The organism is Bradyrhizobium sp. dw_78 (assembly GCF_018449525.1).
Classification (GTDB): Bacteria; Pseudomonadota; Alphaproteobacteria; order Rhizobiales; family Xanthobacteraceae; genus Bradyrhizobium.
The window spans coordinates 517971-530973 of record NZ_JAAVUS010000001.1 but is presented as its reverse complement, the minus strand read 5'-3'; the positions used below and the strand labels follow the sequence as shown (position 1 = coordinate 530973).

9 protein-coding genes are annotated in these 13003 nt (G+C 59.2%); 6 read left to right on the top strand and 3 right to left on the bottom strand.

Going from position 1 to position 13003, the window contains the following annotated elements; all coding sequences use genetic code 11:
• Positions 1–10: 10 nt before the first annotated feature.
• The 3 genes from HB630_RS02395 to HB630_RS02385 are packed head-to-tail and all read right to left on the bottom strand — an operon-like array spanning position 11 to position 2905.
• Positions 11–703, bottom strand: a complete 693-nt coding sequence (locus tag HB630_RS02395) for a class I SAM-dependent methyltransferase (RefSeq protein ID WP_213769822.1) — start codon at positions 701–703, stop codon at positions 11–13.
• On the bottom strand, positions 700–2013 hold the full coding sequence (locus HB630_RS02390) for a glycosyltransferase family 4 protein (protein ID WP_213769821.1): 1314 nt from the start codon (positions 2011–2013) through the stop codon (positions 700–702). The genes HB630_RS02395 and HB630_RS02390 overlap by 4 nt, the downstream gene beginning before the upstream one ends.
• A 46-nt stretch (positions 2014–2059) precedes the next feature.
• On the bottom strand, positions 2060–2905 hold the full coding sequence (locus HB630_RS02385; protein ID WP_213769820.1) for an FkbM family methyltransferase: 846 nt from the start codon (positions 2903–2905) through the stop codon (positions 2060–2062).
• Positions 2906–3225: 320 nt separating this feature from the next.
• Here HB630_RS02385 and HB630_RS02380 point away from each other — a divergent pair, with 320 nt between their 5' ends.
• From HB630_RS02380 to HB630_RS02355, 6 genes are all read left to right on the top strand, one after another.
• Positions 3226–5196 carry an HAD family hydrolase gene (locus HB630_RS02380; protein ID WP_213769819.1) on the top strand — a complete coding sequence of 657 codons (1971 nt, stop codon included), beginning with the start codon at positions 3226–3228 and terminating at the stop codon, positions 5194–5196.
• Positions 5197–5456: 260 nt separating this feature from the next.
• Positions 5457–6863 carry a hypothetical protein gene (locus HB630_RS02375; protein WP_213769818.1) on the top strand — a complete coding sequence of 469 codons (1407 nt, stop codon included), beginning with the start codon at positions 5457–5459 and terminating at the stop codon, positions 6861–6863.
• Positions 6860–8938, top strand: a complete 2079-nt coding sequence (locus HB630_RS02370; protein WP_213770690.1) for a glycosyltransferase family 1 protein — start codon at positions 6860–6862, stop codon at positions 8936–8938. The genes HB630_RS02375 and HB630_RS02370 overlap by 4 nt, the downstream gene beginning before the upstream one ends.
• Before the next feature lie 82 nt (positions 8939–9020).
• Entirely contained in the window at positions 9021–10436 is a 1416-nt protein-coding gene (locus HB630_RS02365) for a lipopolysaccharide biosynthesis protein (RefSeq protein ID WP_249780603.1), read from the top strand.
• A gap of 246 nt (positions 10437–10682) precedes the next feature.
• Positions 10683–11531 (top strand): glycoside hydrolase family 16 protein, encoded by an 849-nt coding sequence (locus HB630_RS02360; protein WP_249780602.1) that lies wholly within the window; start codon positions 10683–10685, stop codon positions 11529–11531.
• A 75-nt stretch (positions 11532–11606) separates the two neighbouring features.
• A complete protein-coding gene (locus HB630_RS02355) occupies positions 11607–12737 on the top strand; it encodes a glycosyltransferase (protein ID WP_213769816.1) in 1131 nt (376 codons plus the stop codon).
• Positions 12738–13003 lie beyond the last annotated feature (266 nt).

The following is a 13003-nucleotide window of genomic DNA, read 5'->3' as shown; positions in this document are numbered from 1 at the left end:
ACTGTCGTGATTATTTCGCCAGCACCAGCAAGGAATAGCCGCCGAGCAACCGCACGGCGAAATCCGCATTGGCCGCGAACATCATACGACGCGGCAGGCGCATGATACGGCTGCTCAGGGCCTGGTTCGGCAACTCCAGACGGCTTGCCGTATAGCAGTGATCAACAATGGTGTATCCGCAATCCTCCAGCGTCGCCAGCGCGGTCTGCTTGAAGAAGAACTGGATGTGACCCACATTGCGCCGGAGCTCCGCGATCGGCCATGCCCGCAGGATGGACTGCGCCGACAAATCCAGCGGAATATGAAATATCTTGAATGTCCCGAACGTCCTGAGCTTTTTTATGAAGGAGATATAGTCCTCGACATGCTCGATGACATCGATGGCCAGGACCACATCGAAATGCAGATCGCTCTCGGACAGCAGGTCCTTGAGATGGAACTTGGTCCTCGGCGTCTCCTTTTGCGCCGCGCGGCCAAACGCTTGCGGCGAAATTTCGTAGCCGGACAGGATCGCCGCCGGAAACGCCTTCTCCAGCATCAGAAGAATTTCGCCGGTCCCGCAGCCCACTTCACATATCGTGTCGCAAGCGAGGTTGTTTCTCTTGATCATCCTCTCGATGTGGCCGGCCTTCCACGGCGCGTCTTCTTCATGCCAGGTGGGATTTTTCTCGCCGTAAAGATCGGTTTCGTACATTTCCTTCATGTTTGCCGCCTCCCAGGCCTATTTGCGCCGTCCCGGTGAACGGAGTCGCGCAGCGATTCTGCCAGTTGCGAATAAAGGATGCGCGTATCGTAGCGCGCCCGCACCGTCTCGGATGCCGCCCGGCCCAACGCTTCGCGACGCTCCCATGCGTTCACGATTCCCGCGGCCAGGCTCTTCGCATCGCCGACCGGAACGAGCCGGCCGTTGATTCCGTCGGTGACAAGTTGTTCGAAAGCACGAATTTGGCTCAACACCACCGCCGCGCCGCAGGCCATCGCTTCCAGCGCCGCCAGGGCGACGGCTTCATTAGCCGAGGGCATCGCGTATACGCCGCAGCGGCGAAAAAAATCGCGCACCTCGGTGCGATCGATGAAGCCGTGAAATCTGACGCGAGATGACAGGTTCAGGCTGGCAGCAAGTGTTTCCAGCATAGGCCGGTCCGGTCCGGTGCCGACAATATCGAGGCTCCATTCCTCGGGTAACTCCGCGACAGCCCGGATGAGGTCACTGGTGCGCTTCTGCCGATTGGTCAGACGGGTTACGGTCAGAATAGTCTTGCCGCGTGGTACCGCGGGGTCGGGAAAAAACTGCGAAACATCGCAGCCATTGGGCTGGAATCTGGAACGGCCGCCATATCTCTCAATGATCCGGCATTCATCTTCCGTCTGGCCGTAGCACACAGCCGCCCCTTCAAGGGCCCTGTGCTTGAATAGCTTCACGACGCCATTCGACAAACCGCCGTGATCGGCGCCCACCACCGGCAGACTGACGGCATGGACGATATGATCGAATCTGCCGCTCCAATATTCCTGTATGTACAACAGGTCGATCTCGTCCTCCGCGAGCGCTTCCCGCAGAGACCGCATGAAGGCGACCGTGTTGATGCGCTCTTCGGCATAGAGCGACCAGCGTGTCGTCCGGCTAAGCCGCTTGAGCCATACCTGTTCGAACAGGCCATACCAGCGGTCGAGCGGGAGAAATCGAACGGCCACGCCCACATCCGTCTGATATTTTCCGGCTTCCCTTAATGCCGGTATATAGAGTGTCGGGTTGATACGGTTTTCCAACAGGCCGCGGGCATAATACCAGGCCCAGTCATTCCGATAACTTTCCAGATAACTTTTCCGGCTCTGCCCCTGCACCCATCCGAAGAATCCCTCGAACGAGCTACAGCTCAGCAACATGGCGACGTTCATGGCATTTTCCCGACGGGCATCGGTGCTTTCGCCGGCGCTCCGGGAAACGCAGGGGCCACCTGTTTCATGGGCGACGCTCCGAAGAGGTGCGGCGGCTTCCTTGATATCACGCACCCTTTCTCGCCTCCCTTTGGAGTAACTGCGCCACCTGCAACGCGGATCAGGAGCCGGGCGATGCGGTGTCCGTTCTAAAACGTGCTCCCTGACGCCGCCACTCGGCCCGCACGTACCAGCCATCCCACTGCGAAAACTCACTGAACACGCGATCATAGCCCTGCCCCGTCAACAACGCCTCGATCCTGGGCTCAGTGTGCCTATTCTGCTCGACGGAAATGAGATCAATCCTGTGACGGGAAAAATCGAAATGCGATAATATGTCGTATTCGCTGCCTTCCGTATCGATGGAAAGATAATCTATTCCGGCAGGCGCGTCGTGCTCCGTCAGCAATTGATTGAGGGATACGGTTTCTACCTTGATCGCGACTCCCTCGGCACGCACGCCGGCGAAATGATCTCCGTCCGCAAATTCAGCAATCGCGCTCAATTCCGGATCGGAACCATCCGTCGTCAGGAACGATGCAATCTTTCCCGTGCTGGAGCTGACGCAACGATGATCGATGATGGAATTGCGGTTCACCCTGAGGGCTGAATGCCACACAGGATTCGGCTCGGCAAGAATACCGGTCCAGCCATACTTGTTTTCCAGCAACCAGGTGTTGCTGTTCACGAGTCCGTCGGTGGCTCCGAACTCCACAAAGAAGCCGCCTCGCCGCTCGCCGAGCTCATAGCCCACCCAAAGATCCTGAAGGATTTGCGATTTCGATTCATGCCGATTCAAAAAGGAATAGGCCAGAAACCCGCACTCCTCCATGCTCCTGAAGCGCTCCGATTCGATACGGTTCAGACGGATCGAATTAAACAGCATCCTCCGGAGCGCAGCGCTCCTTGCTGCCTTGTGGGCAGCGTAGGCCAGCGCGGAAACGCCGTGCTTCGCGACGCGCAGCATTCATGCTCTCCTGTCGACCTGAATCCATCCGCACCCGTCTGGATTTTCACGGCGCTCTTCCGATGCTCGCCTGATGCTGCCATCTTTGCAGCCCGAATGGAAAGTGCTACGTTAAAAAAGATATTGTTCTGCAACTGCTGGTGGAACAGCTTGACCCAAGCATAAATCATGAAGGACGCGTCCGAAAGAGAGAAAAGGACGACTGCGCGTCTGAATATACCCTGTCGTACCCATATCATCATTCGCACCATATCATTTATTGGCGCCTGAAGTTCGTGCGCGATTTGCGATGACACGAAACAGATGACACGGAACAGTCTTTGAAACAGAGTAGTCTCGCCGAGTTAGTCAGTGCGGCCGGGCCGATCGATGTGATCTCCACTGACGTCTTCGATACGCTGCTGTTGCGCACCGGCAGGTCGGAGCGATCGCGGATTGCGAAAGGCGAACGATTATTTTCCGCTCTGCTGGCGCAGCGAGGCTGGCAGATCGAGCCTGATTATTTGGCAGAAGCCCGTGTCTGGGCACAGCGGGTGGCTTTCCGCGAGCTGGCCGTCCGGGGGCGTGCCGGCGAAGTGCGACTAGCCGACGTCATCAGCCGCCAGTTGAGCATGCTCGGCCTTCCACAGTTTCTGCTTGCCGAACGCCTCAAGATCGAAGTGCAGGTCGAGAAGACTTCGCTGATGGCCAACGCACCGCTCGCGAAGGTTTTGCGTACCCGAAAAAACGCCGGCACGCGGATCGTCGCGATCAGCGATACCACGCTTCCGTCCGAGGAGATCGACGAACTCATTCAACATTTTCATGGCCCAGACCTCATCGACAACGTCTACACCAGCTCCGATCACGGCCTGACCAAACGCGATGGTAATTTATTCCTCACCGTGATGCAGGCCGAGAACGTTTCTCCGGACAGAATGACGCATGTCGGCGACGATCTTCTGGCCGATGTGCTGGCCCCATCGGCCAAAGGCATTGCGGCTCATCATCTGCCGCGGCCCGCATATCGCCGCTATATTCGCGCAGCCAATGGCGCATTGACGGAAGCTGCACGTTTCGGGCGCAGACAAGCCCGAGCGATGAAAGCGACGATACCATCTGTCGACGATGCGAATTCGTTCGGACGTTATGTCCTGGGCCCGATCGTAACCCAGTTCTGCATGCTGATCTGGCTCTATGCTGTTGAAGCTGAAGTCTCGGACAAGACAGTCCTGCTATTCTGCGCAAGAGGCGGCGTCGGCATTCGGGAAGCGTTCGAACGCGTACTGGCAAAGCTTTGCCTTCCACTTGGCCTGCGGCGCGAAAATATCATGATCTCGCGCCTGGTCGCGGCACGGGCCGCGCTGTTGACCCGAAGCGCTTCGGTGCTCGAGGAACTGGACCGTGAATTTCGGGGAAGCGTTCTTGCAGATGTCGCCAAGGCGCTGGGTGGGCGGACCTACGAATTGCCGGGAATATGGCGTCAGCCGTTCAGCGGCAAGCACTTCGTAACGCTACTGTTCGGCAGTTCGGGCGCGGAAGTGCTGGCCGATATAAAGCAGCAGAATGCGCTGTTCACGCGCCATTTCAGGCAGATCATCCGCGACTCGAACCGGATCATATTATGTGACACTGGGCTCTACGGCAGCACGCAGCGTCTGCTCTCAAGCGGGTTCCCTGACATTCGGGTGGAAACCATTCAGTTTGCCCGCTCAAATTACAAAAATCATAGCGAGGAGCATTTCCCGAAAGTAACCGGCCTGCTGGTCGAGCAGAATTTTTACAGCCCTTTCAACGTATATTCGTGTGTGCTGCGGTACTGGCATCTGGTTGAAAGCCTATTCGAGCCAGCCGTGCCTTCGGTATACTTGTTTAAAGAGAATGCACTGGGACAGGTGGAAGCAAACTGCGGAGACATCACATTCGGCACGCTCGATCCCTCCGCGGGCAATCATCTTCTCTCCGGCGCTCTCGCTTATATCAATACGTTGCCCGCAAACGGCGGGGTTATTGCGCTTCGGGATGCCGAAGCGGCTTGGCATTATCTCAAACGCGCGATTACCCACCCCACGGAGGCTGAACTAAGATGTCTTGAAGTCGGCGGTCGTTCGGTCGATTTCGGGCGCGCCGATGTGCTTCGAATTCTTACGCCTGGGCAGGATAAGACATTCGTGAGAAAGTTGATGTCCGTGAAGACGCAGTTATGGCGCGAGGGCGCAATTGCACGCGAGTTCCCGGTGCTGAAGCATGCCCTGTTGCCTATGTTCGGTTCCATATTGTCGTTGCGCGGACTGCTGGCTCGCCAACATTGACGAGAGATATTGAGGGAGATCATGTCCGGGATGAAGTGCGTGATGAACAAGCTCGTTCCGGCATGACGCCTAAATGATTGCGCGGAAATAGTTGTGCGTGTCCTGCGTCATTTGCGCGAACCTTCATTTTCGGTAAGCTGCGGCTCAGGCGATTGATGAACTACGAAATATTCTGGAGTTAGGGCTATTCCGAAACGGACAAGCGATCGGGCAGCGATCACGCAGATCCGGCCGGCCCTGGCAGAGCCGGATATTGCGCGATGAGCATCACGCCAATCGGCCTGCTGACGATCATCGCGGGCGTGGCTTGCCTGTTGCTGGGATACCGCGCGACGTTTGCAACGCTGGTGGTCGCGACATTGTTCGGAGCTGCCGCCGCCGTTCTGATCGGCCCGAACAACATCCAGCCGGCGCATCTTCTCGTCGCCTTCGCTGCCGCCGCCACATTGACGCGCAGCGAGGAGACGGCTGCCGCCTTCGGCGCCATGCATTTTCCAAAACCGGGATTTTGGCTCACATGCCTAGTGCTTTACGGCGTCGTCAGCGCCTTCATCGTGCCGCGCCTTATGGCGGGCATCACGCCGATCATTCCGCTCGGAACCTCGGAATACGCCAACACCGGTTCGACGGTACCGCTCGGCCCGGTGTCGAGCAATTTCACTCAATCAGTGTATCTGACGGCCGACCTGATCTGCTTCGCCATCACGGCCGCGATCGCCTCGACACAGGCCGGTTTCGTGACCATCACCGGCGCGCTATTAGCCTATGCCGCCGGCAATGTGCTGTTTGCGTTGCTGGACATCGGCACCTACGCCACGGGCACGCAATGGTTACTGGATTTCATGCGTAACGCCCAATACACGCTCCATCTCGACGACGCGGTCAACGGCCTGAAACGCATCGTGGGATCGTTTACGGAAGCCTCCGCGTTCGCGCGCTCGACGCTCGGGGCCTTGGGCTTCACCGGGACACTCTTTCTGTGCGGGCGTAGCCCGATGTTGACCGGCCCTCTGGCCGCGGCGTCGCTTGTTCTTGTCGTCTTGTCGACGTCGTCGACGGGGCTTGCCGGCACCGCACCCGTGCTGCTGATCTTGTATGCGACGGCCCTATTCCGCTCCGGATTTCACCTCAACAGGCCTTATCGCTCGGCGGCTGTGCTGTGCGCGCCACTCGTAGTGATCGCCGCGGTCCTTGCCATATTGCTCAACGACGCGGCATCGGAGTCGCTGCGCAACTATTTCGACCTCTTGATCTTCAACAAGTCGACTTCGGATTCGGGTATCGAGCGCGATTCCTGGAATGCGTTCGCACTACAGAATTTCTTCGATTCCGATGGGCTGGGCGTCGGCCTCGGCACCGCCCGCGTATCGAGCTTTCCTCTGGCTCTGCTCTCGAATGTCGGCGTGCCGGGGACCATCTTCTATCTGTTCTTTGCAGCATCGGCGCTCGCGATCCCGCGCGGTACGCCGCGGACCTTTTGGGCCGACGTCCGTCTCGCGGCGCGCAATGCCTGTCTTGCCCTGATTATCGGCGATACTTTTGCAGCCCCATCGGTCGAACAGGGCTTGTTATTTTACGTGCTCGCCGGCATGGCCTGCGCCGAGCCCGAACGCGGCACCAAAGGACTTTCGGCCGCATCCAGCCAACTGACCGGAGCGAGACCATGAGCCCGGTCCCGTCATTTGGCGTCAACGGCCGGTTCCTGACCCAACCCGTGACGGGTGTCCAGCGCTATGCGCGAAACGTGCTCACCGCCATGAACGCGGCACTTTCGGATCTGAGTGCCAGCACTCCGATCATCGCTCCGCCATCGGCTCCAGATCCGGTTTTGTCAGCGATGCCGCTCGTCAGCGCTGGCCCGCTTGCCGGACATTGCTGGGAGCAGATAGTGCTGCCCACCCGATGGCGCGGGCGCTTGCTCAATCTGTGCAATACGGCGCCGGTCGCGAAGGCCGATCAGGTCGTTTGCATTCACGACGCCAATATATTTGTTGCCCCCGAAAGCTATGGAACTGCATTCCGCACGGTTTACCGCACGCTTCAACCCCTGCTCGCCCGGCGCGCCGCGAGAATTACCACCGTCTCGGCCGACTCCGCGCGCCAGATCGCCCGTTACCTTCCGGTGCGAGCCGAGGACATCGTGGTGCTTCCTGACGGCCATGAGCATGCGCTTGCGTGGAATCCCGCACTCGCGCGCATCGGCCCTTCGGTTATCACGGAGGGGCGCGAACATTCCGAACGCGGCTTTGTGCTCGCGCTTGGATCGCATGCGCGCCACAAGAACCTGCCCCTATTGCTCAAGATCGCTCCAGAGCTGGCCGAAATGGGCCTCGACATCGTGGTCGCGGGCGGAGGCGCCGGCATCTTCGCTGCCGAAATCCTTGCCTCCGCGCCGAACGTCAGGATGATCGGCTACGTCACGGATCACGATTTGGCTTACTTGATGGAGCGAACCCTCTGTCTGCTCTTCCCGTCCTGGACGGAGGGTTTCGGGCTTCCCATCGTTGAAGCGATGGCGCGCGGCTGTCCGGTGGTCTCCTCTGACCGCGCGAGCATGCCCGAGGTGTGCGGCGATGCGGCCCTGATGGCACCACCTGACAATCCCGCCGCCTGGGTCGATCACGTGCGCGCTCTGGCGCGATCCCGGGATCTCAGGCAGAATCTGATCGGGCGAGGCCGCGAACAGGTTCGCCTGTTTTCCTGGGCAAACACCGCGGCCGGCTATCTCGAACTCATGCGCGAGCCCAAAACGCGTCTGGCTTCACGCCACGCAGGAGACCAGCCCTTGCCCACCGTTGCCGTCGTCATCGCAACCCTCGGCCGCCCGCAGATTGTGACAGCCACGGTGAAGCATCTGCTTGAAACCCAGACCCTGAAGCCTGCTACCGTCATCGTGTCATGCGTCGTCCGCGAGGATGCCGGCGAGGCCGCCAATCTACCGGTCGTCACCGTCGTAACGGGACGGCCCGGGCTGCCGGCACAGAGAAACACGGCGCTGGCCGCGCTGCCGGCTGGGATAGATGTCGTGGTGTTCTTTGACGATGACTTCGTGGCCGATGCAGACTGGTTGGCCGTGGCCGCCAAGACCTTTCGCGACGAACCGCAGGTCGTCGCTTTCACCGGCCATGTTCTCGCCGATGATATCAAGGGACCAGGGCTTAGCTTCGATGATGCCCTCCGCATTCTCAGCACTGCCGATCGTTCGACGTCCTGGTCGCGCCTCGAACCCTACAGCCCTTACGGCTGCAACATGGCATTCCGTCTGTCGGCGATCGGCGACCTGAAATTCGATGAACGTCTGGTGCTCTACGGCTGGCTCGAGGACCGAGACTTCAGCGCGGCGCTCGCCAAGCGCGGCGGCCAATCCATCAAATGCGCAGCTGCCTGCGGCGTGCATATGGGTGTCAAGAGCGGCCGGGTATCGGGCGATCGATTGGGTTATTCGCAGATCGTCAATCCGATTTACATGCTGCGTAAGGGAACGATGAGTTCCGGTCGGGTTTCCGGCCAGTTGTTACGGAATATCGCCAGCAATGTGTGGGGCTCGGTGAGGCCGGAGCCGTTCATCGATCGGAGAGGCCGGTTACGCGGCAATCTCCGCGGGCTTGCGGACGTGGTGCGGGGCCGCGTTGAACCGGAGCGCGCGATGGCGATCCGCTCTGCTCCTCGGGACAAGACAGCATCGTGTACCGGCGTCGTATCCCAGCCCGACAGTCGAAGCGATGGCACGGCCGCTTCCTGATCCTCAAGACGCGGCTGGTTGTGTGCAGGAGCTGATTGACTGAGCGATTGAGCAGACGTCCGGGACCGCAACGATGCTGACAATGAAAACCCTTCTGGGGGCCGGCTGGACGGTTTCTTCGCGGCTTGCGGGCCGCCTCATCGACTTCGTCACGGTGCTCGTCCTGGCAAGAACGCTGACGCCTGCGGACTTCGGGCTGACCGCGCTCGCTATGACGCTGACGGTCATCACCGACATGGTGCTCGAAGTTCCGCTCATTCAGGCCCTGACGCGCCTGAAGCACGTCACGAAATCCCACATGGATACGGCCTTCACGCTGGGCGCCCTAAGAGGTCTGCTGCTCGCTTTCGTCGTGCTGGTGGTGGCGTGGCCGTTTTCCCGTATCTACAATGACAGCCGTCTCGTCGCCCTGGTTGCTGTTATTGCGATCGGGCCGATCGCCCGCAGCCTCTATAGCCCCGCCATGGTGGAATACATTCGGCAACTGAGCTTCCGCCAGGTATTTATCGCCGAGATCCTGGGAAAAATAGCAGCCTTCATCGTGTCGATCTCGGTGATCTACCTCGGCGGCGGCTATTGGGCGATTGCGGCCAACAGCATATCGGCTCCGGTTGCCGCGATGTTGATTTCGTATTTCCTGGCGCCGTACAGGCCTGCGCTGTCGCTGGCTCGTCTCGCCGAATTCTGGACATTCCTGGGATGGCTGTCGATGGCGCAATTCGTTGCCGCCCTGAGCTGGCAGTTCGACCGCATCTTGCTCGGCTACTTCATCAGTAAATCGGATCTCGGCCGCTATGCGATGGCGAGCGATCTGTCGGTCCTGCCGACGCAGAGTCTGATCGGTCCGGCGATGCAGCCGGTGATGGCGGCATTCGCGAGGATCAATGATGATCGCGAGCGGCTCCGAAACGCCTATTCGAAGGCCTCCCGCTTTACGATGATGCTCGCGGCGCCGGCCTGCGTCGGCATGTCGCTGACGTCGAATCTCATCGTCGAAGTGCTCTTGGGCCCTAAATGGACAGAGGCGGCACTCTACTTGCAGTGGCTGGCGCTGACGACCGTGCTCGCCGCTTTCTATCAGCCCCTGCACTCCCTTGCGCTGGCGACCAACCGGACCAGCCTCGTATTCCGGATAGGCTTCATCGAACTATGTTCGAAGATTATCCTGATGTCGCTGGGCCTCTATTTTTATTCGCTGATGGGTGTGATCGCGGCGCGCGGCGCGGTCTCGCTGATCCTGTTTGTCCTATCATTGCTGGCCGCGCGGCATCTGATCGGTGCGAAGGTCGCTTCCGAGGTTGGCCAATTTTGGAAGACCGCAGCGGCCTGCTCGCTGATGGCCCTTTTCGTTCTGTTGCTGCAACACGAATTGACGGGAAAACATCTTAATGCGGTCCTGGAGCTGGTAATTACCTCTGCCTTTGGGGCCGCCATCTACCTCGGCGCGCTTTTTGCCTTTGGGATCCGGATGACAACTTTTCCGACACGGGCTGCGTGACCACGCCGTCACCTTCGGACGGTACGCATCAGGACGGCACAGCCTTTGCAGGCTTCCCGACAAAGTCGTTTGAGGGACACCAATTGACCGGTGTCATGCGATGTTCGATGTTCTGGTATAGATATGCGTGGCTCCGTGTAAAATCGCGGCCTTTCGAAAGTCGTCTAATGCCTGCCTGGACGAAGATGCATTTTGTCCATCGTAAGTATCAATGTTCCAGCCACCAAACAGCGAGGAACGTGCCAGATGAAAAAATCGACTTTCTGCTTCCTGGCCGCCGCTCTCGTCACGTTGAAAGGTCCGACTGCGGCTTCAGCGGAGATCTCCGGATCGTGCGAACTTCATCCCGTCATGATCGAGGATTTCGACGAGGAAAGTATTTCGGCCCACCGCATCGGCCCGGCACGCTGGACCGCCCACACACCGTGGAGCGGTGATTTCGGTGATGCACAGTTTCTCGATCCCGGGCCGCGCGGTCCGTTCAAGGTGGAGAACGGAATTCTTTCGATAACCGCCGCCAAGGATCGCGCCGGCCGCTGGACCTCGGGCCTGATCGCCGCGGCCGATGCGTCGGGCGCCGGTGCCGGAACACGCTACGGATATTTCGAGGTCCGGATGAAAATGCCGCCGGGACCTGGTACCTGGCCGGCGTTTTGGCTGGCGGCGCTGAAGCCGGTCGCAGGTTCCGACCGCAATGTCGAAATCGATGTCATCGAATATTATGGTCAGTTCACGTCCGCTTACCGGACCGCCCTGCACATCTGGTACAAGGACATGGCCAAGACCAGGGCCACCGGCGAGAAGATCACAGTGCCCGATGGTTCTTTGGTCCAGGACTACCATACGTTCGGAGTCGACGTATCGCCGCAGGCCGTGGCTTTCTTTCTCGATGGCAAACAGGTCTGGAGCCAACCCACTCCGCCCGAGCTCGACGGCCCGCTCTACCCGCTCGTGAACCTCGCCCTCGGCAGCGGCTGGCCGATCGACCAGACACCGAACCCCTCCACGCTCCTTGTCGACTATGTTCACGTTTATGGGCGCGACGCCGGGCCGCCGGGTGGTTGTCCCGCGGGACCGCCACATACACCGCATTGACAGCAACCCGTTCCGAAAGCGACCGCTGCGAAGAAGTGATATTCCTGATTTGAGCCATTCATTGAAAGAGCGTCGATGAAAATCGCCATCATTCACTACTGGCTCGTCGGAATGAGAGGCGGCGAAAAGGTGATTGAAGCGCTCTGCGAGATGTATCCGCAGGCCGATATCTTCACCCATGTTTATGTTCCAGAGATGGTTTCCGGCAGAATTCGCCAGCACCGCGTCATTCCGACATTCATCAATGCGCTGCCGCGGGCAGCCAGGATGTACAAGACCTATCTCCCGCTGATGCCGCTCGCACTCGAACAACTCGACCTGCATGGCTACGACCTCATCATCAGCAGTGAATCCGGCCCGGCCAAGGGCATCATCGCGCCGCCCGAGGCCGTCCACGTTTGCTACTGCCACACGCCGATGCGCTATATCTGGAACATGTATCACGACTACCGGAAAAGCGCAGGCTGGCTCGCGCGGCAGATGATGCCGCCACTGACACACTATCTGCGCATGTGGGATGTGACGTCGGCCGCGCGGGTCGACAGCTTCGTCGCGAATTCGGCGACGGTCGCACGGCGTATCCGTCGATACTATGGCGCAGATTCTGTCGTCATTCACCCTCCCGTCGACACCGGCGCGTTTTCGCCGGCAGCGGCTTCCGAACTCGGTGATTATTACTTGATGGTGGGCGAACTCGTACCCTACAAGCGGCCGGATCTCGCGGTGCGCGCCTTCAATGACATGAAGCTCGAACTCGTCGTGATCGGCGGCGGCGAGATGCTCGATGAAATTCGCCGGCTGGCCGGACCCACCGTCAAGGTACTGGGGTCGCAGCCATTCGATGTCCTGAAGCAGCATTACGCGCGATGCCGTGCGTTGATTTTCCCGGGCGAGGAAGATTTCGGAATGGTACCGGTCGAGGCGATGGCCAGCGGACGTCCCGTCGTCGCCTATGGCCGGGGCGGCGCGATCGAAACAGTCGCAAAGGGCCTGTCAGGGGTTTTCTTTGAGAAACAGACCGTCGAGGATATTTCGTCGGCGGTGCGGAGCCTTGCAGCAATCGACATCGATTCCGAACAAATCGTGGCACATGCGCGACAGTTCGGCCGAGATCAATTCTTTCAAAGGATGCGCGCCCATATCGACGGCCTCCTAGCGCAAAAAGCCGACGCGCCTTTGGCAACTCCGCCGCGGATGGAACTTTGATATTCACCCGTCTCGAAGCGAACGCGGGACGCGCTTTGTTTACGTCAGCAGCTCCTGCGCAAAGCATAGGCAGGACGATCATATCCGACCGGCGATTTTCCGGAAAAGGTCAGGCCCTTCAACCTATTGAAGACCGCTCAATTTTGCATCGCAACCGTGATTGATATGTTCGATATTTTACGATATCTTACTAAGAATAATTCTCAATACGAAACAAATAGTTGAAGCAACCGACGGCGTTTTTGCAACAGGTTCCGCGGGCAGTG

Coding starts and splice junctions, on each gene's coding strand:
- HB630_RS02375 (WP_213769818.1), top strand. CDS start 5,457: ATGAGCATCACGCCAATCGGCCTGCTGACGATCATCGCGGGCGTGGCT.
- HB630_RS02355 (WP_213769816.1), top strand. CDS start 11,607: ATGAAAATCGCCATCATTCACTACTGGCTCGTCGGAATGAGAGGCGGC.
- HB630_RS02365 (WP_249780603.1), top strand. CDS start 9,021: ATGAAAACCCTTCTGGGGGCCGGCTGGACGGTTTCTTCGCGGCTTGCG.
- HB630_RS02395 (WP_213769822.1), bottom strand. CDS start 703: ATGAAGGAAATGTACGAAACCGATCTTTACGGCGAGAAAAATCCCACC.
- HB630_RS02370 (WP_213770690.1), top strand. CDS start 6,860: ATGAGCCCGGTCCCGTCATTTGGCGTCAACGGCCGGTTCCTGACCCAA.
- HB630_RS02385 (WP_213769820.1), bottom strand. CDS start 2,905: ATGCTGCGCGTCGCGAAGCACGGCGTTTCCGCGCTGGCCTACGCTGCC.
- HB630_RS02360 (WP_249780602.1), top strand. CDS start 10,683: ATGAAAAAATCGACTTTCTGCTTCCTGGCCGCCGCTCTCGTCACGTTG.